The sequence below is a fragment of the Pseudomonas bananamidigenes genome (assembly GCF_001679645.1).
Classification (GTDB): domain Bacteria; phylum Pseudomonadota; class Gammaproteobacteria; order Pseudomonadales; family Pseudomonadaceae; genus Aquipseudomonas; species Aquipseudomonas bananamidigenes.
Genome location: NZ_LRUN01000022.1, coordinates 240,965 through 261,405, shown reverse-complemented (window position 1 = coordinate 261,405; position 20,441 = coordinate 240,965). Strand labels below are relative to the sequence as shown.

Genomic DNA, 20,441 nt, shown 5'->3' with positions numbered 1-20,441 from the left:
TCAGCCTAACGTTCAAGGGGGCAGAAAATTAGTTCAAAAGCCTGCTGTTCGAGTGCGAACCTGGCAGGCGAAGCATTGAATATTGGAATGCATAAAATAATTAGTTATTGCCTCCACAACTTCAATCAGGCTTAAGCGATGGCAGGTTCATCAGGGCCACCTGGGGAACCTGCGGTGGCCGGCACTGCGAATCGCTGCCCGGTTGCAGATACGGCATCAGAATCGGCGCCATACCCTTGAGTACCTGCACCGGCAGGGCCGAGGTGAACTTGAAGTTCTCCGCCGAGCGCCCCGGAACGAACGCAGTGAGCGTGCCGAAATGGTGATCGCCAATGTAGAACACGAAGGTCGCCGTGCGGTTGATCGACTTGGAACTCAAAATGCGTCCGCCGGAACCGATGGCTTCGATGCGGTTGTCGCCCGTACCGGTTTTTCCACCCATGGTCAGCGGTGTTCCATCGTTCAGTCTGAAACTGCCGGAAACACGTTTGGCGGTTCCCGAGTCCACCACTTGCGACAGTGCCTCGCGCATGGCAGTGGCCACTTCCGACGGCATCACCCGTTTGCCGACATGCGGATCATTGACCAGTTTGGTCTCGTAAGGTGTGCCGGCGGCAAAATGCAGGCTGTCGATACGTAGCGTCGGCATGCGCACGCCGTCGTTGAGGATGGTGCCGATCAACTCGGCCAGCGCGGCGGGGCGGTCGCCGGAGCTGCCGATGGCGGTGGCCAGCGACGGCACCAGATGATCGAACGGGTAACCGACCTTCTGCCAGCGCTGATGGATGTCGAGGAACGCTTCGATCTCCAGCATGGTGCGGATGCGGCTGTCACGGGCACCTTTGTGTTTGCTCTTGAACAGCCAGCTGTAGACCTCCTGGCGCTCGAACTGACTGGCCTTGACGATCTGGCTCCAGGTCGCGTCCGGGTGATTGAGCAAGTAGCCGATCAGCCACAGGTCCAGCGGGTGGACCTTGGCGATGAAGCCCTGGTCCGGCAGGTCATAGGTGCCGGGACCGTAGGCCAGATAAAGCCGTTCGAGGCGCTCGTCGGTGAGCTTTTCAGTGAGTTTCACACCCTTGAGATGCGAGCGGACGAAGGTGTTGAAGTCTTCCTGGCTGGCGTCGGGCAGCAGGTAACGGTGCACGGCAGCCATGCGGATCGGGGTCGGGCGCATGCTGTCGAGGAAGGTGTCGAGACGGGCCTGGGTGTCCTTGTTCTTGTACTTCTTCCAGAACTTGAGCAGAAACGAAGTGCCCTCGCGGTCGGCGAACGAGGCGAGGTATTCCTGGCGCCGCGGGTCGCGGTCGTCCTTGAGCAGTTCGGCGCTGTTGTTGGGGCCGGAGTAGGTGGTATAGCGCACCAGGTCGCGCATCAGACGAATGAACGGCAGGTTGATCGACTCGCGCAGGGCGTCGCGCAGGGTCGGCATGCGGCCGTTGTCTTCCTTGCGAAAGTTGTGGAACACATGCAGCCCGCCACCGGTGAAAAACGCCTCGCCGGGGCTGGCGGAATATTTGCGGTCGAGGGCCGCGGAGAGCATCTTCGACAGGTCGTGATCCTTGTTCTGGATCAGGTAGTCGGTCACCCACTGGGTCAGGCGATCCTGATCCGGCACCTCGACCTTTTTCAATTCCGGCACACTCATGGCGCCGTACTTGTCATGCAGTTCGGAGATGATCTGCAGGTAGGTGGTGAGCACCCGCATCTTCGCCGTGGAGCCCAGTTCCAGCTTGCTGCCCTCGTTGATGTCGAACGGCTGGTCGGTGCTGTCGGTCTGCACCCGTACCCGCGAGCCGTCCGGTGTCAGCTCGAACAGGGTGAAGCTGTAGCGCACCTGGGTGGTGCTGGTGGGTGTCAGCAGACGTTCGCCGAGCAGGCCGATTTCGGCGGCGTAGGCGGGGTCGGCGAGTTTTTTCAGGTAGGCGGTGGCCTGGGTTTGCAGCTCCCCTTGCAGGGTGCTGGTGGCCGAGAGGTCGAGGCGGTCGAGGTCGTACAGCGGACGATTGAGCATCGACGCCAGACGGCTGCGGGCGACGCTGATGCCTTTGTTGGTTTCGATCGGCTGAATGGTTGGCTGGGTCTGCCAGTCGCGGTAAGTGACCTTGCTGGCCAGAGCCGCATCGGCGAGGGCGGTGTCGATCACCCCGTTCTGTTTGAGCAGGCGCAGGTGACTGTCGGTGAGATCGGCCAGCTCTTCCCGGCCCTTGGTCAGGTAATGAGAAGGACGGCGCTGGGCGATCATCAGCGAGAGCATTTCCCGCAGGGCCAGGCCTTTGTCGGCCAAGGTTTGCGGATCGGTCGCGGTACTGGCCAGTTTTTTGTTGGCTTCATTGAAATCGGCGCCGTACCAGACCCGCAAGCCTTCGGCCATGCCATGGACTTCACCGTGCCCCGGCACTGCCGACAACGGCACGCTGTTGAGGTAGTCACGAATGATGTTGCGCCGCGCCGGCAGGGTGTCCGGGCCGGCCTGATAGGCGCGGACACTGGCGGAAATCATCTGGCGGATTTTCTCGGCACCGTTGACGGTCAGCCCGTCAGGCGAGTGGCGATATTTTTCCAGCTGTGTGGCCAGTGTGCTGCCGCCCGCCGATTGCCCCGGCAAGTGCAGCAACTTGGCGACCTGCGACCAGGCCGCCATACCGAAGCGCGGCCAGTCCACCGCCGGGTTGGCCAGCGGTTGTTTGGGGTCGAGCAGGAAACGGTTTTCGATGAACAGCAGGCTGTTGACCACCACCGGCGGGATCGACTCGAAACTTGAATACAGCTGTTGCGGATAGTTGTACTGATACAGCGGCGCGGCCCGGCAATCGGTAATCGACAGCCCGGCCTGGATTTTCTCGGAGTAGGGCACGAACAGGCCCTTGTCGGTATAGCCGAGCAGCGCCGGCGAGAAGCGCGTCTGTTCGGTGATCACGTAATTGCGCTTGAGCAGTCGTGGCAGGAATTCGTCCAGCGAGCTGTAGCCCAGACGCAGATCGAACGGCCCGTTGCCTGGATAACGAATGGCTTCGCTGGGACCCGGTTGCAGTTCATAGGTCAATCTGGCGGCGTACTGGCTGACCTCGCGGGATTGAAAACGCGAGGTGCGCATTTCCTTCATCGCGGCCAGGCCCACCACAATCGCAATGATCACCAGCAACAGCCAGAAAGCCTTCCACCCATGCTGGTTACGACGGGGTTTCTCAGGGACAGGCGCTTCATCCACACGTTCAGTCGGAACCACTTTTTCACTCGAATCGGTTTGCCACAAAGCGCCCATAGTCGATTGATCCATTCACGCAGATTGATCGGACTTGACTGAAGCTTAGTCGGTGGTTGGCGGGGGTGAAAAAATTGTGAAGCTTCGACCCTGAACAAATCTGCGCAGCGGGCAATCCGTCGGCAGTGCGTGTGCAGGTCTCGGGAAAGGGCGAAACAGAGCGGTTGGCGGGTAAATACGACTTGGGTAGGGGCATGACGCTGCACCCTTGCTGTGCAATACTCGGCGCCCATTTCGGCAGTGAATAATCCGGTTTTTTCAGGAGTGTTTGTCTCGAAATCTCGATTCATAACGATGCTTGTCGCTGAATAAGTCGGTTTTTAGAGTGAAATATCCTGCTGGAAGCTTTTTATACTGCCAGCCCCGCTGATCCTCAGGCCCGGACCTGGAGGACGCGTCCGCCCACGAGGTCGATGCGGTGTCGGGAAGCCAGGGCTTATCGGCCGACGCTTCGACACTCGGTGGTCTATCCAATAACAAGACGAGGAAGTCCCCCATGCCAGTCGGCAATCACCCGCCCCATGGCGAGACCGCGAACGGCGGTCCACTCAAACGCGAACTCGGCGAACGGCATATCCGCCTGATGGCGCTCGGCGCCTGTATCGGTGTCGGTCTGTTCCTGGGTTCGGCCAAGGCCATCGAAATGGCCGGCCCGGCGATCATGCTGTCCTACATCATTGGTGGTCTGGCGATTCTGGTGATCATGCGCGCCCTCGGCGAAATGGCCGTGCACAACCCGGTGGCCGGCTCCTTCAGCCGTTACGCACAGGATTATCTCGGCCCGTTGGCCGGGTTTCTCACCGGCTGGAACTACTGGTTCCTGTGGCTGGTGACCTGCGTTGCGGAAATCACTGCGGTAGCCGTGTACATGGGCATCTGGTTCCCCGATGTGCCGCGCTGGATCTGGGCGCTGGCGGCGCTGGTCAGCATGGGCTCGATCAACCTGATCGCGGTGAAGGCCTTCGGTGAATTCGAGTTCTGGTTCGCCCTGATCAAGATCGTCACCATCATCGCCATGGTGCTCGGTGGTATCGGTATCATCGCGTTCGGTTTCGGCAACGACGGCGTGGCGCTGGGGATTTCCAACCTGTGGACCCACGGCGGTTTCATGCCCAACGGTGTCACCGGCGTGCTGATGTCGCTGCAGATGGTGATGTTCGCTTATCTGGGCGTCGAGATGATCGGCCTGACTGCCGGTGAAGCGAAGAACCCGCACAAAACCATTCCCGGTGCTATCGGCTCGGTGTTCTGGCGGATTCTGCTGTTTTACGTCGGCGCACTGTTCGTGATCCTGTCGATCTACCCGTGGAATGAAATCGGCACCCAGGGCAGTCCGTTTGTGATGACCTTCGAGCGTCTGGGCATCAAGACCGCCGCCGGCATCATCAACTTCGTGGTGATCACCGCCGCGCTGTCGTCGTGCAACGGCGGCATCTTCAGCACCGGGCGCATGCTCTACAGCCTGGCGCAGAACGGCCAGGCGCCTGCCGCCTTCGCCAAGACCTCCAACGGCGTGCCGCGCCGGGCGTTGCTGCTGTCGATCTTCGCCCTGCTGCTGGGCGTACTGCTGAATTATCTGGTGCCGGAAAAAGTCTTCGTCTGGGTGACTTCGATTGCCACCTTCGGCGCGATCTGGACCTGGGTGATGATCCTGCTGGCCCAGCTGAAATTCCGCAAAGGCCTGAGCGCCAGCGAACGTGCCGGCCTGAAGTACAAAATGTGGCTGTTCCCGGTCAGCTCGTATCTGGCGCTGGCGTTCCTGGTGCTGGTGGTGGGCCTGATGGCTTACTTCCCGGACACCCGCGTGGCGCTCTATGTCGGCCCGGCATTTCTGGTGCTGCTGACTGTGTTGTTCCATGTGTTCAAGTTGCAACCGAATGATGCGTCGCGAGGTGCGGTGCGCTCGGCTTCTTGATTCATCAGTGCTGCAACCTGAAAGCCCCGGTCGATTGACCGGGGCTTTTTTCTGGGCGGGAGGTTGATGCCGCTTGTCTGAAACCCGCGTAAAAAACGACCTCTGACTTCGTGCCACGTTCCAAGCTTTATAGACGCAGTTTCCCGCGCAGCAGTGAACAGAGGCGCCGGTATGAGGATGAGTGATTTTCTCGTACGAGAACTCGGCCGCCGTCAGGTCGTGCTGTTTTTCCTGTTCGCCACGATGCTGTACATCCTGCCGCTGCTCCTCGCCGATTTCCCTTATATCGACGACAACTGGCGCTCTCTGGCTGCCGGCGATGCCTGGGCCGGGCAAGGGCGGTTGTTCATGGACTGGCTGTATCGGGCGCTGACTTTCACCGGAGCTGCGCCGAACATTTTTCCTTTGCCGCTGCTGATCGTCACTGCAGCCATGTCATTGGCCCTGAGCCGACTGACCTTTCACTACTTTCCCGAACCGACGCTGGCCTGTTGTCTGGTGCCGTTGCCGCTCTGGTACAACCCGTTCCTGTTGCAGAACCTGTCCTATCAATACGACGGCCCGGGTATGGCCCTGAGTCTGGTGGCGGTGATTTACGCGATCACATTTGGCGGCACTTCCCGGATACAGCGATGGCTGGTGCCTTCGGTGTTGCTGGCGCTTGCGATCGGGCTGTATCAGATCAGCCTGAACATATTTCTCGGGCTTTGTGGTGTGGAATTGCTCAGGGCTGTTCATCGGCGCCTGCCCTGGGCAGAGCTCTGGCGCCAATCAGGCTGGCGGCTGGCGCAACTGGTGCTGGGCGTGTCGATCTACGCGATCACGGCCTATCCGTTCACCGATTCAACACGCACCGAATTGCTCGACTTCAGTGCTGATCCACTGCTGCAGATCAGCATCAATTTTGATCGGGTCATGGAGAAGGTGGCGCTGTTGTTTCACGGTGGTCATGCGGTCGTGTTCGCCGTGTTGCTTGTCTGTGCATTAATCGGTGGTGTGAAGCTGGGACGGCAGATTCACCAACGTCAGGAACCACTTGTAAAGGGCCTGCTCCTGAGCTGTGGCTGCCTGCTGACTTTGCCGCTGATGGTGCTGCTGGTGCCGGGGATGACGTTGTTGTTTCGCGACTTCAACGAAGGTGCGCGAACCCTGATGGGGTTCGGCGTGCTGCTGATGTTGCTGTTCTATCTGGCCCGTATCGGATTGACGTCGCTGCACTCGCAGTTGCCCCTGTTGTTGGCGATTCCGCTTCTGGCCACGCTGTCGCTGTCCTTCGCTTACGGGAGGGTGCTGACCATGGAAAAAACCTTCGCCAGCAGTGCTCTTTACAGCCTCAGTCACGACATTTCTTCCCATCGTGAACTGCGCGAAGCCAAGCGGATTTATATGTCGGTCACTTACTCCGTTCGCTGGCTTGCAGGCGCGACGGGCACGTTCAAACAGCTGCCGGTGCTGCGTTACCTGCTGAACATCGACTATTTCATGCTCGCGGAAAACCTGCCCTCGGCCGGCATCACCAACGTCGTCGCCGAACGTGAACGGCGCAATGCCACCCGCGTCGGCTATCAGGGTTTTCCAGCCCTGGTGGACAGTCTCTATTACCGCATCTATCTGATCGGTGATTACGGTTTCATCGTCATGAAAGAGCCGCCCCATGGTCGGCTCTTGAATTGGTGAGCGTTACCGCTAGGCCGCCGCGATGTCCTGCGGCTCAAAACTGTCCGCCCGCGCCATCTGCCACATCCGCGAATAGAACTCGCCGTTCACTTCCCCGGTGAGCAGTTCCCCCGGTTTCAGGAACACGTGCAGCTGAGAGAACAGCTTGATTTCGGTGGCCGACATGCGCCGTACCAGATGCTTGGCCGAGAGTTGCGACGGGTGATCGAGGCCGGCGGCGGCGAGCATTTCCGCCAGTGCCTTGAGCGTATTGCGGTGGAAGTTGTAGACCCGCTGGGCCTTGTCCGGCACCACCAGTGCGCGCTGGCGCAGGGCGTCCTGGGTGGCGACGCCGGTCGGGCATTTGTTGGTGTGGCAGCTTTGCGACTGGATGCAGCCGATGGCGAACATGAAACCCCGCGCCGAGTTGGCCCAGTCGGCGCCGATGGCCAGCACGCTGGCGATGTCGAAGGCACTGACGATCTTGCCGCTGGCACCGAGCTTGATCTTGTCCCGCAGGTTCAGACCCACCAGGGTGTTGTGCACGAACAGCAGACCTTCGCGCATCGGCACGCCGATGTGGTCGGTGAACTCCACCGGCGCGGCGCCGGTGCCGCCTTCCTTGCCGTCGACCACGATGAAGTCCGGCAGGATGCCGGTTTCCAGCATGGCCTTGGCGATGCCCATGAACTCCCACGGATGGCCGAGGCAGAACTTGAAGCCCACCGGTTTGCCGCCGGACAGTTCGCGCAGTTGCCGGATGAAATGCATCATCTCGATCGGCGTGGAGAACGCGCTGTGGCGAGACGGCGAAATACAGTCCTCGCCCATCAGGATGCCGCGGGTGTCGGCGATTTCCTGGGTGACCTTGTGCTTGGGCAGAATCCCGCCGTGACCGGGTTTGGCGCCCTGGCTCATCTTGATTTCGATCATCCGCACCTGCGGGTTTTGCGCCTGGGCGGCGAAGCGCTCCGGGTCGAAACGGCCGTCGCTGGTGCGGCAGCCGAAGTAGCCGCTGCCCAGCTCCCAGGTCAGGTCGCCGCCGTGTTCGCGGTGGTAAGGGCTGATGCTGCCTTCGCCGGTGTCGTGGGCGAAATTGCCGAGTTTCGCACCCTGGTTCAGCGCGCGGATCGCGTTGGCGCTGAGGGAGCCGAAACTCATGGCCGAGATGTTGAACACCGACGCCGAGTACGGCTGGGTGCACTGCGGGCCGCCAACGGTGACGCGAAAGCTGTTCGGATCACTCAACGGCGCCGGGCGCATCGAGTGGCCGATGAACTCGAAGCCGGACTGATACACGTCGATCAGGGTGCCGAACGGTTTGTCGGCGCTTTCGTTCTTCGCTCGCGAGTACACCAGCGAACGCTGGGCGCGGGAAAAGGGCAGGGCGTCGCTGTCGGACTCCAGCAGGTACTGGCGGATTTCCGGGCGAATCCCCTCGACCAGATAGCGGATGTTGCCCAGGATCGGGTAGTTGCGGCGCACCGCGTGGGGGCTCTGCATCAGGTCGAACAGACCGAGCAGGCTCAGCACCCCGGTGACGGCAGTGATCGGCCACAGCCAGTCATGGTCGAGAAAGGGCAGGCTGGCGAGGGTGAAAACCACGCAGACGGCAAAGAAGGCGTAGCGGCTCAGGAGTGACAGGCTCATACGGTTTCCCTGGTTCGGACTCGGATTGTTCAGCGCCGCAGATCCTGTGGGAGCGAGCTTGCTCGCGAAAGGGCCGTCATGTCAGACATGTCTGTTGGCTGACCCACCGTAATCGCGAGCAAGCTCGCTCCCACAGAAAAGCGCACTGCGCCGTATCAGGCGTTCTGCGCCTGAAGAAAGATCGAAAACAGCTCCGACTGGGATTTGATTCCCAGCTTGCTGTACATGTGTTTCTTATGGACTTTCACGGTTTCAACAGAGATTTCCAGCTTACGGGCGATTTCTTTACTGGAGCAACCGCTGAGCATCAAACGCCCGACATCCAGCTCCCGGGCGGTCAATTGCGCGCCTTTGAGCTGCTGCACCGACGCTTCGAGCTGCACCCGCCAGTCCGGTTGCGCCGGCGACGGGGCGAGGGCGACGATTTCATTGATTTCGTAGGGCAGGCGCTGGCGCAACAGGCCGAGCACCCACGGCTGGATCAGTGACAGCAGGGCAATCTGCTCGCCATTGAAGCGCTGCTTGCTGCCCAGTGACAGGCACAGCGTGCGGTCGCCTTCGAGCTGGCAATTGAACTGGATTTCGTCGGCCACCACATTCAGACGAAAGTATCGCTGGTAATACTCGGTCAGCTCGAAATGCTCCGGCGCGACCTCCGACAGGCGATACAACCCGGTGCGCGATTGCTCGCGGCAGGCGATATAGAACGGGTCGAGCAGGTACAACCCGCGCAGGTAATCCTGGAACAACTGGTCGGGACTGCCGTCCTCGCCCGGGCATTCGGCGAACACCTGCGGGTGACGGTCGGCGCTGAACAGCAGCGCCACCCAGCTATCGAACGGCACGTACTGGTCGAGCAGGCGCACCAGTTGCGCCCAGAAATTCGGCTTGTCGAGGGCGTCGATCAACTGCCCGACGGCGCGGTGCCAGGTGATGTCGTCAAACGAAACAGTCATGCCTCTACCCCTATCGGGTTACCCCGGCCGCGTGATTCCCTGGCCGGTCGAATGGGAAGCATACTGGCCCACAGACCGCCGCCGGGCAATCCTTCGACCCCGGCGCTCATCACAAGGACTCCCCATGAAAGTCGAACTCGCCCAACTGGCGGGCCGTGACAAAGACACGGCGTACAACCTGGAACGCGCCCTGGCGGCGATTGCCGCGTGCCCGGCCGACACGCAACTGATCGTGTTTCCCGAGACCCACCTGATGGGCTTCCCGACCGCCGACACCGTGGCGCAGATCGCCGAGCCGCTGGACGGGCCGACCGTCAGCGCGGTGCAGGCCGCTGCCCGCGAACGCAACCTCGCCGTGGTGATTGGCATGGCCGAAAACGACAACGGCCGCTTCTACAACACCACGCTGCTGATCACCCCCGAGGGCATCGCCCTGAAATACCGCAAGACCCACCTCTGGGCCTCGGATCGCGGTGTGTTCGAAGCCGGCGACCGTTACGCCACCTGCCTGTGGAACGGCGTGCGGGTCGGTCTGCTGATCTGCTACGACATCGAGTTCCCGGAGTCCGCCCGTGCCCTGGCGCAACTGGGGGCTGAATTGCTGATCGTCACCAACGGCAACATGGACCCTTACGGCCCGACTCACCGCACCGCAATCATGGCCCGGGCCCAAGAAAACCAGGCGTTTGCACTGATGGTCAATCGCGTGGAAGCGGGGGATGACGGGTTGATGTTCGCCGGCGGCAGTGCGCTGGTGGACCCGTTGGGCACGGTGCTGTTCGAGGCCGGGCGTGAGGAAGGGCGGTTCAGTGTCGAGCTGGATTTCGCTCAGCTGGAGCTGGCGCGCAAGGATTATCGCTATCTGGATGATCAGCGGTTGAAGTTGCCGGGGGAGGTGGTGGAGCGGGATGGTGGTGTTCGGGAGCTTTTGATTCCTGCCCGTTAACCGCTGCCCTCACCCTAACCCTCTCCCAGAGGGAGAGGGGACCGACCGAGGTGTTCATACGAAGTACATCGACCTGAGAAATCGAGTTGAACTCAGGTTTGAAAAGCCCCCGATCTGCTCCCTTTCCCCCTCGCCCCCGCTGGGGGGAGAGGGCTGGGCGGGCGGCGTTCCGATGAGGGGGATGGATCTCAAGTCATACCACTATTCAGATGACACCAGAACAATAACCAAACACCCAAAACACTCGCCGAACTCGGCCTCTGCCATAAATCCAATAAAATCCGGAGTAAGTCGCCCATGGCTCGTTTGCAACGCACCCTTTCGCTGGGGTCGGTGGTGCTGTTCGGCATCGCCTACATGACGCCGATCATTGTCCTCGGCACCTTCGGCATCCTCGCCCAATCCACCGCTGGCATGGTGCCCGCCGCGTATCTGGCGGCGCTGGTGGCGATGTTCTTCACCGCCATGAGCTATGGCCGCATGGCGGCTGCATTCCCGGTGGCCGGCTCGGCCTACAGCTATGTGCGAAAGGCCATCAGCCCGAAACTCGGTTTCATCGCCGGTTGGGCCGTGCTGCTCGATTACCTGTTTCTGCCGATGGCGATCTGGCTGATCGGCGCCGCGTACCTCGCTTCGGCGTTCCCGTCGATCCCGCAATGGATCTGGGTGCTGGCCTTTATCGGCATCACCAGCGCGATCAACATCATCGGCCTGAAGCTGGCCAACGGCATCAATGCCTTGCTGATGCTGGTGCAGTTTCTGGTGCTGGTTGCCTTTGTCGCCCTGTGCGTGCATTACCTCAGTGGCGACGCCAGCACGCCATTGTGGTCGATCAAACCGTTCCTCAACGGCGACATGCAAATGCCGTTGATCATGAGTGGCGCCGCCATCGCCTGTTATTCGTTCCTCGGTTTCGATGCGGTCAGCACCTTGACCGAGGAAACCCGTGATTCACGCCGCACCATTCCCCGGGCGATCATGCTGATCACGCTGATCGGCGGGCTGATTTTCGTTGCTGTGTCGTACTTCGTGCAGGTCGCCCATCCGTCGTTTCAGTTCGATAACGTCGACTCGGCGGCCTATGAAATTGCGCGCAACATCGGGGGTGACCTGTTCGTTTCGATCTTCCTGATCGGCCTGATCGTCGGTCAGTTCGCCTCGGGTCTGTCTGCCCAGGCCAGTGGCTCGCGGCTGCTGTTCGCCATGGGCCGTGACGGTGTGTTGCCCAAGTCGTTCTTCGGCACTTTGCACGAGCGTTTCGGCACCCCGGTCAACAGCATCCTGCTGTGTGCGGTGGTAGCCTTGCTGGCGCTGAAACTCGACGTGACCACCTCGACGTCGTTCATCAACTTCGGCGCGTTCCTGGCGTTCAGTCTGGTCAACCTGTCGGTGATCTTTCATTACTGGATCGGTGGCAAGAAGAAAGGCCCGCGCGAGTTGATGCTGTTTCTGGTCTTCCCGTTCATCGGTCTGGCGGCGGACTTGTGGCTGATGGTCAGCCTCGATCACCTGGCGGTGTATCTGGGCCTGAGCTGGCTGGCGATTGGCGTGGTGTATCTGGCAATGCTCACGGGTGGTTTCCGCCGCCAGCCGCCGGAGATGGATTTCCAGGAAGCGAGCTGACCTGACATCACGCCGCAGGCCGGGTCTGGCGCAACGGCAGTTGCACGCGGAACGTGGTGCCGACGCCCGGCGTGCTGCTGACTGAAATGTCCCCGCCGTGCTTTTTCACGATGCCGTAAGACAGCGACAGACCCAGGCCTGTCCCCTGGCCTACGGGTTTGGTGGTGAAGAACGGATCGAAGATTTTCTGCAGGGTGTCGGGCGCGATGCCCGAACCGTTGTCGGCCACTTCGATGATCGCCGACTCTCCTTGCACAGCGGTGCGCAGGGTAATGGTGCCGCGTTCGGCGCCCATGGCCTGCGCCGCGTTGACCACCAGGTTCATGATGACCTGATTGATCTGCGAGGGCAGGCATTCGATCTCCGGAATGTCCTGATATTCCTTGACCACGTCGGCCTTGTATTTGAGTTCGCTGGCGACGATGTTCAGCGTCGAATCGATCCCCTGTTGCAGGTTCGCCCATTGCCATTGCTGTCGGGCGTCGACCCGGGAGAAGTCCTTCAGATCCTTGACGATCTGCCCGACCCGGCCGATGCCTTCCTTGGATTCCCGGATCAGCACCGGAATGTCTTCCAGCAGAAAATCCACTTCGAGGTGTTCACGCAGTTGCTGCAGTTGCGCGGCCTGTTCGGCGGACAGGCTCTGTTCGGCGGTCCGACAGGCGCCGAGCAGGGTCAGCAGTTGCTGAAAGTAGCCGTCGAGGGTGCCGAGGTTGGAGGAAACGAATCCGATCGGGTTGTTGATTTCATGGGCGACGCCGGCGGCCAGTTGCCCCAGCGAGGCGAGTTTTTCCGATTGCACCAGCTGGCCTTCCAGTTGCTTGCGTTCGTCGATTTCCCGTTGCAGGGCCTCGCTGGCCTGGCGGAACTGGGCGGTGCGCTGGTCCACCAGGTGTTCCAGATGATGCATTTGCAGCGATGCGCGTTCGGTCATCTGCCATTTGGTCAGCAGGGTGTTGGCCATCTGCTGGACTTCGATGTTGTCGAAGGGTTTTTTCAGGATCAGCAGCCGGTCATGGGCGTGCAGGCGATCGAGCAGTTCATCCCAGGAATAGTCGGAATAGGCGGTGCAGACCACCACCTGCAATTGCGGATCCTGCAGCCACAGTTGCTCGATGGTCTTTGCCCCGTCCCAGCCGTCGGGCATGCGCATGTCGACGAAGGCCAGCGCGTAGGGGCATTGCTCCTGCAAGGCCAGGTTGAGCTTGGCCAGGCCTTCTTCGCCGCCATAGGCGGAGTCCAGTTCGAACGCGTCCCGCCGGGGACGGGCGGGTGCACCGAACAGGGCCGCTTCCATTTCATCCAGCTCCACCGACTGCGCCCGGTTGGGTGTCAGGATCTTGCGAAAGTCTTCGTGGATCGACGGCATGTCGTCGATCAGCAGGATGCGGCGGTTCGACAGTTCGCTCATGCGTGCTCCGTTACCTTGATCAGCGGAATCTGCAAGGTGAACACGGCACCCAGTCCGGGCCCGTCGCTGTGGGCGGTGAGGTGGCCGTTCATTTCGATGGCCGCCAGGGCGCAACTGTGCAGACCGAAGCCGTGGCCATCCTTGCGGGTGGTGAAACCGTGGGCAAAGATCCGCGTCATGTTCTCCGGTGCGATGCCTTCGCCATCGTCCCTGACGCTGATTTCCAGAAAGCCTTCATCGACGATCCTCACCCCCAGGGTAATGGTCCGTGGGCGGTTGCTGAGGTCGGCCATCGCGTACTTGGCGTTGCTGATCAGGTTGATCAGGATCAGCAGCAGGCGGTGCTTGTCGCCCATCACCTGGGGCACGTCGCCGTATTCCTTGACCACCGTGACGTGATGCCGGGTGAGCGCCCCGGCATTCATGCGCAGGGCGTCTTCGAGCAGTTCGTTGATGTACAGCGGCTCGGTCATGCTGTTGGCCCCGGCATAGGATTGCTGGGTGGCCACGATGTCCTTGATGTGATCGACGCTCTTGTTCATCTGGGCCAGTTCGTCGGCCATTTCCTGTTGTTCCTGGGCGATGGCGCCCACCAGCTGATTGAGGTAGCCGGGCAGCAGTTTGCCCTTGGCATCTTCGGTCAGGAACGACCCGAGGTCGTGCGGGTGTTCGTTGATCAGTTGCATCGCCTTGCCCAGCCCCAGGGCCTTGCTGCTGTGCAGTTTGCGCGAGATCAGGTCGGAAGAGATGTTCACGCTGTTGAGCACGTTGCCGACGTTGTGCAGTACGTTGGTGGCAATTTCCGCCATGCCGGCCTGGCGTGCGGCGTCGAGCAGTTCGCTCTGCGCGTTCTTCAGTTCGCGGGTCCGCTCGTCGACCCGTTGTTCGAGCACATCGTTGGCCGTCTGCAACGCCGCATTGACCCGGTTGATCTCAGCGAAGCTGCGAATCAGGCGGATGGCCAGCCACAGCAGCGACAGCATCAGCAGGACAGAAAACACCAGCAGATAGAAATGGTACTTCTGGTCGGTTCGTTCGGCCTGCTGCTGATCCAGGTCGAGCATGTTGGTGATGGTATCCAGCCGCTCGGCCACGGGTATCGCCTCGATCTGATCGAGCAGGTGGTTGACGATCGGTTGTTCGCGCAGGATCAGGGCGATGTGTTCGCTGAGGATCCTGATCGGCATCTGAAAGTTCGCCGGCAGGCGTTGCGCATTCACCGCCAGTTTGTTCAAGCCCACTTCAATGTCCGAGGCCTTGTCGTCGGAGGCGACCTGAGCGAACTCCAGGGCGCTGAGCAACAGGTCATAGGTGTCGGTGACGATGTTCTGCAACTGGATCTTGTCGAGGTCGGACAGATTGGCCAGTTGCGCCTGAATGTCATCCTCGGCGCTCGGCAGAAACGCCAGGGAGTTGCGCAACAGCGCGTTGTGCGACTTGAACTGTTCCACCAGTCGGGTCTTTTCCTGCATGGCGTCCAGAAAGCGTTCGCGGGCATGGTCCCATTGCCTGGATTCGTCACTCCGCTGTCCGGTGTCCATGGATTCGAAGCGTGCCCACAGGCGATTCATCTCGTTCATTGGCGAGACCAGCGGGTCGTAATTGTGGGTGATTGCCACCCGGGCCTTGAGGACCTCGCTTTCCCACTGCGAATCCTGTTGCTTGATCTGACGGATCAGGTCCCGGGATTCGGTGTAGGTGGTGGTCTGCTCGGAGCTGGACTTGAGGTAGAGAAACACCAGGATCGAGGCCAGCACGACGGCCAGGAGACTGAGCAACAGCAGGCTGCGCCGCCCCGAGACGGTGGTCATCATGGCTGGCCCTCCCAGTGTCCGGTCAGGGTCTTGAGAAATTCGATGATCAGCGCCTTGTCTTCCTCGCTCGGCATGCGCCCCAGCTGATACTGGAACATCACGTCCACGGCCCGTTCCAGAGTGGGCGCCGAACCGTCGTGAAAATACGGCGCGGTCAATGCGACGTTGCGCAGGCTCGGCACCTTGAACACGGCCCGATCGGCCTCGTCTGCGGTCACGTTGAAGCGGCCCTGGTCGGCCTCCGTCGGATGGCCACGGTCGGCGATGTAATCGCCGAATACCCCGAACTTCTGATACATGTTGCCGCCGATGTTCACGCCCTGATGGCAAGCGATACAGCCGTAGTCCTTGAAGCGCTGATAGCCGTATTTTTCATCGAGGGTCAGGATGTCGGTGTTGCCTTGCAGGTACTGGTCGAAACGTGAACCCGGTGTCAGCAGAGTGCGTTCGAAGCTTGTCAGGGCGTTCTGGATATTGGCTTTGGTCACGGCGTCCGGGTAGGCGGCGCCGAACGAGCGCTGATAGTCAGGATCGCCGGCAATCCGCTGCACGACGGTGTTCCAGTCGTTGCCCATCTCGTGGGGACTGGTGATGACGACATTGCTTTGCTCCTCCAGCGTCTCCACGCGCCCGTCCCAGAACTGGCGGAAGTTGAGGCTGGCATTGAATACGGTCGGGGTGTTGACCGCTACCGGCAGGCCATCGAACCCGAGGGACAGGGCCCGGCTGTCGGCACCGTTCTTGTCCAGTTGATGGCAACTGGCGCAGGACAGGCTGTTGTTCACCGACAGCCGTGGGTCGTGGAACAGTCGGCGCCCCAGTTCGACCCGTTCCGGATCCTGCCGCGGCATGTCGGGCACGGGTTTGAGGGGTTCGTCCAGCGGCGCGGCAGCGATGCCGGTGCAGCAAGCGAAAAGCATCAGGCACAGAACTCGGCATGACCGGTACGTCGTCAGCGTATTCATGCCGCGCTCCATGGGCCGGGCAAGCCGGCAACCAGCAGGCGGGCGAAAGCATCCGCCGGCAGGGCTTTGCTGAAGTGGAAGCCCTGGCCCTCCTCGCAATGGTGTGCTCTGAGAAAGGCCAGCTGTTGTGCGGTCTCCACGCCTTCGGCGATGACGTTCAGGTTCAGGCTCTTGCCCAGGCTGATGATCGCGCCGACCAGCGCGGCGTCGTTGCTGTCATGGCTCAGGCCGCGAATGAACGATTGATCGATTTTCAGGACGTCGATGGGGAAACGTCGCAGATAACTCAGGCTGGAATATCCGGTGCCGAAGTCATCGATGGCCAGCCTGACGCCCAGCACCTTCAAGCGATTCAGAGCGCGCATGGTGGCGTCGACGTTCTGCATCAGTACGCCTTCGGTGATTTCCAGCTCCAGCAGACGGGGATCCAGCCCGGTCTGTGCCAGCACCTGTTCGATGCCCTCGACGAAAAGGCGCTGGCGAAAATCGATGGCCGAGGTGTTGACCGACATGCGGATCGGCGGCAGGCCCGCCGTCTGCCACTCACGGGTCTGGCGACAGGCCTCGCCCAACACCCATTTGCTCAATGGCACGATCAGGCCGCTGTCTTCGGCCACGGGGATGAACTCCGACGGAAACACCCAGCCGTGTCCCGGTTTCTGCCAGCGCACCAAGGCTTCGGCACCCACCACGCGACCGCTGGCCAGATCGATTTTCGGTTGGTAGTGCAGGACAAATTCGTGCCGTTGCAGCGCCTGACGAATGCCGGTTTCGATACCTTGCTGTTCCCTGGCGCGCTGGTTCATGGCTTCGATGAAGAAGCTGATCTCGTTCGGGCCGTTTTCCTTGGCGCTGCGCATGGCCGTTTCAGCTTTTTTGATCAGCTCGATGGCCTCCAGACCGTCGTCGGGGTAGAGGCTGATGCCCAGGCTGGCGGTGACGCTGAGGTCATGGCCGAGGATCGTTTGCGGAATACGGATGGCCGCCAGCAGTTTTTCGGCGATGCCGTGAGTCTGGTGGGGATGATCGATGTCGCTGAGAATCACCACGAACTCGTCGGAGCCGTAGCGAAACACCGAGTCGGATTCGCGCACGGTGTTCTGCAGTTGCTGGCCGACCCGTTTGAGCATTTCGTCGCCGGCGGGGTGGCCGAGTGCATTGTTGATACGCTTGAAGCGATCCATGCCGAGAAACATCACCACCAGTTGTTTGTCGTGACGCCGGCAGGCCGCCAGCGACTGACTCAGGCGGTCCCCCAGCAAGGTGCTGTTGGGCAGGCCCGTGAGGCTGTCGTATTGCAGCAGGTGCGAGACCTTGAGCAATTCATGCACACGCGCCTCGATGGTTTTTTCGAGGTTGAGCATTTTCAGTGCTGCGTCCTGAGCCAGTTGCCACTTCCAGGTCAGGGCATTGGCCATCTGGCGGATTTCCAGCGTGTCGAACGGTTTTTTCAGGATCAGCAGTTGATCGCCGAATTCCAGGCGTTCGGCCATGGCTTCCCAGCTGTAGTCGGAGTAGGCGGTGCACAGGGCGATTTGCAGGTTCGGATCGATCGCCCAGAGTTTTTCGACGGTTTCCAGACCGTCCCAGCCCGGGGGCATGCGCATGTCGGTGAAGGCGAGGGCATAGGGACGGCCTTCGTCCAGCGCATCCTGCACCAGTTTCAGGGCTTCCTGGCCCTGGTAGGCCGAGTCGAGCTGGAAGGTCAGGTGCGGCGTTTGCCGGGTGCCGAACAGCGTCTGTTCGAGGCCGCTCAGATCCCTGTCGCTCTCCTTGTCGGGACAGAGGATCTTGCGGAAGTCGGCATGGATCGCCGGTGTGTCGTCGACGATCAGGATCCGCCGGTTGGTCTGGGGAAAAGGCGCTTTCATCCGTCGTCCTCCCCGGCAAGCGGGGTGCTCGCGCTCCCGGCCTTCAACAAGCGGGCAGCCTGCTCGGGACTGACGGCTGCACTGAGGCACAAGCCCTGTACGCTCTTCAACGTTGTGCTGGACGCAAGTGGCGCGCCCTGATCCGAAGACTGGATGCCCTCGGCGCTGATGTCGATCCCCAGATCCCGGGCGAAATTGACGATCGCCCGCAGCCTGCTGGCCCCCTCATCGTCCTGGGCCGCATTGTCGATCAGGGACTGGGAAAGCTTGAGGTGATTGACCCGGTAGGTCTTCAGGTAATCGAACGATGAATACTCGGTGCCGAAGTCATCGATGGCGATGGTCACACCCAGTTCGCGCAGGCGCGGCAGCGCATCGTTGTGGGTCCATTGGGTCTGGGCCAGTGTGGCTTCGGTGACATCGAAGCGCAGATCCCATGGCGCCAGTTCCCAGCGGGCCGCGATGCGCAGCACGTCGTAGATGAGTTCGGGTCCGCTCTTGAGCTGCGCCAGGGAAATCTTGATCGCCATCACCGGCGGTGCCACACCCTCGTTCTGCCACTGGCGCATCTGCCAGCAGGCCTGATTGAGGATCCAGCGCCCCAGTGGAATGATCGCGCCGGTCTTTTCCGCCGCCGGCACGAAGGCCGAAGCCGGCAGCAGGCCGAGCCTGGGATGCTGCCAGCTGACCTGCGCGGCCATGCCCAGAATCCTGCCGCTGTGCAGGTCCACTTCCGGCAGGTAGTCGAGTTTCAGGCCGCCCCCGGTGAGGGCCGTCATCAGTTCCTCGGTCAGGGTCATGCGTTCGGCCACTTCCCGGGTGATTTCCTCGGAATAGAACTGATACTGGTTGCGCCCCGTCTCTTTGGCACGGTACAGCGCCATGTCGGCGCCGGCCAGCAGACTGTCCGCATCCAGACTGGCGGAGCGGTAAAGGCAGATGCCGATACTGACGGAGATGTGTACGGCGTTGCCTGCCAGGTGATAAGGCTCCAGCAGCGCATCGCGGATCTTGGCGGCAATGGCGGCGGACTGGGTCGGATCACTGACGTCCAGTTGCAGGAGCGCGAATTCATCGCCACCCAGGCGCGCCACCACGTCGTTTTCCCGAACGTTGGACCTGATCCGCCGCGCCACCTCCTGCAAGAGCAGATCGCCGACCGGATGACCGAGGGTGTCGTTGATCCGTTTGAAGTGATCCAGATCCAGGTAGAACACCGCGAAGGGCGCCGCTCCCCGGCGGGCAGCGGCAAAGGCCTGGTGCAGGCGCTCGATCAGCGTGGCACGGTTGGCCAGCCCGGTGAGGCCGTCCGTGCGGGCCAGATGGGCCATTTTCTCCTCGGCCAACCGGCGTTCGGTGATGTCGAGAATGATCCCTTCGACTTCCAGCAGGCGGCCATCCTGATCACGCACCGGCACGTAACGGTTCTCCACCCAGCGCCAGGAGCCGTCACCGGTGCGCAGGCGAAACTCGATCGAAGCGCCTACGGCATCGCGCTCCAGCACCCGGGCCATGGCGGCGTCGACACTGGCCTGATCGTCGGGGTGGATCAGCTTTCGCGCCCAGTTTTGCACCCCCACCAGATCGGCCGCCGCATGCCCGTAGCGGGTGATGTTGTGGGACATGTACATCAGCGGAAACGACGGCTCGCCGCGCAGCCGGTACAGGATGGTCGGGCTGTTCTGCACGATGATGTTGGCATCGGACAGCTCGCGCGTGCGTTCCTGCACGGCCTGCTCCAGCAGATTCATCTTCAGCGCGGCGTCTTCGGTCATTTGCCATTTGACGGTCAGGGCACTGGCCATCTGACGGATTTCGATCGCATCGAACGGTTTTTTCAGGATCAGCAGGCGATCGTTCAGGGGCAGCCTGCGGTCGATCTCTTCGAGTGCATGATCGGAATAGGCGGTGCACAGAACCACTTGCAGCTTGGGATCGACCTGCCAGAGTCGCTCGATGGTTTCCAGGCCATCCCAGCCCGGCGGCATGCGCATGTCGATGAAGGCCATGGCGTAGGGACGACGGGCGGCCAGGGCGGCTTCGATCTTGTCCAGCGCTTCCCGGCCCTGAAAGGCCGAGTCCAGTTCAAAGGGGTCTCTGGAGGAGTCCGCCGCGCTGGACGGGGTGCCGAACAACAGGCTCTCGGTTTCGTCCAGATTGCCGTCCGCAACGCTGGAGGGTTTGAGGATTTTTGCATAATCGTCGTGGATCGACGGCGTATCGTCGACGATCAGCACACGGCGATTGACCGGGCCGGGCTGTGCGCTCATGACGCCATGCCTGCGGGTTCACGCACTTTCGTCATCGGGAGCATCCTTTTCCCCTCGCTTCAAGCCTGCGCACTGGCCGATGGTGTTGTTCGGTGACTT

The 20,441-nt window shown here is 61.2% G+C and carries 12 protein-coding genes; 4 read left to right on the top strand and 8 right to left on the bottom strand.

Annotation, left to right across the window (positions count from 1 at the left end; genetic code table 11):
- Positions 1-121 precede the first annotated feature (121 nt).
- Positions 122-3,265, bottom strand: coding sequence for a transglycosylase domain-containing protein (locus tag BBF94_RS08985; protein WP_065258686.1), 3,144 nt, complete (start codon positions 3,263-3,265; stop codon positions 122-124).
- 496 nt (positions 3,266-3,761) lie between these two features.
- Between BBF94_RS08985 and BBF94_RS08980 the strand changes: the two genes are divergently transcribed.
- Positions 3,762-5,180, top strand: a complete 1,419-nt coding sequence (locus BBF94_RS08980) for an amino acid permease (RefSeq protein WP_065258685.1) — start codon at positions 3,762-3,764, stop codon at positions 5,178-5,180.
- Positions 5,181-5,351: 171 nt separating this feature from the next.
- Positions 5,352-6,857, top strand: a complete 1,506-nt coding sequence (locus tag BBF94_RS08975; RefSeq protein ID WP_065258684.1) for a glucosyltransferase domain-containing protein — start codon at positions 5,352-5,354, stop codon at positions 6,855-6,857.
- 9 nt (positions 6,858-6,866) lie between these two features.
- On the opposite strand, the gene BBF94_RS08970 is transcribed toward BBF94_RS08975, so the two are convergent.
- The gene (locus tag BBF94_RS08970) at positions 6,867-8,486 is read right to left on the bottom strand and encodes an FMN-binding glutamate synthase family protein (RefSeq protein WP_065258683.1); all 1,620 of its coding nucleotides are present in this window, start codon (positions 8,484-8,486) and stop codon (positions 6,867-6,869) included.
- 155 nt (positions 8,487-8,641) lie between these two features.
- Complete coding sequence (locus BBF94_RS08965) at positions 8,642-9,442, bottom strand: helix-turn-helix transcriptional regulator (RefSeq protein WP_065258682.1); 801 nt, start codon at positions 9,440-9,442, stop codon at positions 8,642-8,644.
- A gap of 124 nt (positions 9,443-9,566) precedes the next feature.
- Between BBF94_RS08965 and BBF94_RS08960 the strand changes: the two genes are divergently transcribed.
- A complete protein-coding gene (locus BBF94_RS08960; RefSeq protein ID WP_065258681.1) occupies positions 9,567-10,388 on the top strand; it encodes a carbon-nitrogen hydrolase family protein in 822 nt (273 codons plus the stop codon).
- 297 nt (positions 10,389-10,685) lie between these two features.
- Positions 10,686-12,011, top strand: a complete 1,326-nt coding sequence (locus tag BBF94_RS08955; RefSeq protein WP_065258680.1) for an APC family permease — start codon at positions 10,686-10,688, stop codon at positions 12,009-12,011.
- Positions 12,012-12,018: 7 nt separating this feature from the next.
- Here BBF94_RS08955 and BBF94_RS08950 read toward each other — a convergent pair whose 3' ends face one another.
- From BBF94_RS08950 to BBF94_RS08930, 5 genes are read right to left on the bottom strand one after another with little or no spacing between them, the layout of a single operon-like run.
- Complete coding sequence (locus BBF94_RS08950; RefSeq protein ID WP_065258679.1) at positions 12,019-13,422, bottom strand: ATP-binding protein; 1,404 nt, start codon at positions 13,420-13,422, stop codon at positions 12,019-12,021.
- Positions 13,419-15,233 (bottom strand): DAHL domain-containing protein, encoded by a 1,815-nt coding sequence (locus tag BBF94_RS08945; RefSeq protein ID WP_065258712.1) that lies wholly within the window; start codon positions 15,231-15,233, stop codon positions 13,419-13,421. Before BBF94_RS08945 ends, BBF94_RS08950 begins: the two co-directional genes overlap by 4 nt.
- Positions 15,233-16,156, bottom strand: coding sequence for a cytochrome-c peroxidase (locus BBF94_RS08940; RefSeq protein ID WP_225875044.1), 924 nt, complete (start codon positions 16,154-16,156; stop codon positions 15,233-15,235). Before BBF94_RS08940 ends, BBF94_RS08945 begins: the two co-directional genes overlap by 1 nt.
- 41 nt (positions 16,157-16,197) lie before the next feature.
- A complete protein-coding gene (locus BBF94_RS08935) occupies positions 16,198-18,072 on the bottom strand; it encodes a putative bifunctional diguanylate cyclase/phosphodiesterase (RefSeq protein WP_065258677.1) in 1,875 nt (624 codons plus the stop codon).
- Positions 18,069-20,342 (bottom strand): EAL domain-containing protein, encoded by a 2,274-nt coding sequence (locus tag BBF94_RS08930; RefSeq protein WP_065258676.1) that lies wholly within the window; start codon positions 20,340-20,342, stop codon positions 18,069-18,071. The genes BBF94_RS08935 and BBF94_RS08930 overlap by 4 nt, the downstream gene beginning before the upstream one ends.
- Positions 20,343-20,441 lie beyond the last annotated feature (99 nt).

Coding starts and splice junctions, on each gene's coding strand:
- BBF94_RS08985 (WP_065258686.1), bottom strand. CDS start 3,265: ATGGGCGCTTTGTGGCAAACCGATTCGAGTGAAAAAGTGGTTCCGACT.
- BBF94_RS08980 (WP_065258685.1), top strand. CDS start 3,762: ATGCCAGTCGGCAATCACCCGCCCCATGGCGAGACCGCGAACGGCGGT.
- BBF94_RS08975 (WP_065258684.1), top strand. CDS start 5,352: ATGAGGATGAGTGATTTTCTCGTACGAGAACTCGGCCGCCGTCAGGTC.
- BBF94_RS08970 (WP_065258683.1), bottom strand. CDS start 8,486: ATGAGCCTGTCACTCCTGAGCCGCTACGCCTTCTTTGCCGTCTGCGTG.
- BBF94_RS08965 (WP_065258682.1), bottom strand. CDS start 9,442: ATGACTGTTTCGTTTGACGACATCACCTGGCACCGCGCCGTCGGGCAG.
- BBF94_RS08960 (WP_065258681.1), top strand. CDS start 9,567: ATGAAAGTCGAACTCGCCCAACTGGCGGGCCGTGACAAAGACACGGCG.
- BBF94_RS08955 (WP_065258680.1), top strand. CDS start 10,686: ATGGCTCGTTTGCAACGCACCCTTTCGCTGGGGTCGGTGGTGCTGTTC.
- BBF94_RS08950 (WP_065258679.1), bottom strand. CDS start 13,422: ATGAGCGAACTGTCGAACCGCCGCATCCTGCTGATCGACGACATGCCG.
- BBF94_RS08945 (WP_065258712.1), bottom strand. CDS start 15,233: ATGACCACCGTCTCGGGGCGGCGCAGCCTGCTGTTGCTCAGTCTCCTG.
- BBF94_RS08940 (WP_225875044.1), bottom strand. CDS start 16,156: ATGCTTTTCGCTTGCTGCACCGGCATCGCTGCCGCGCCGCTGGACGAA.
- BBF94_RS08935 (WP_065258677.1), bottom strand. CDS start 18,072: ATGAAAGCGCCTTTTCCCCAGACCAACCGGCGGATCCTGATCGTCGAC.
- BBF94_RS08930 (WP_065258676.1), bottom strand. CDS start 20,342: ATGAGCGCACAGCCCGGCCCGGTCAATCGCCGTGTGCTGATCGTCGAC.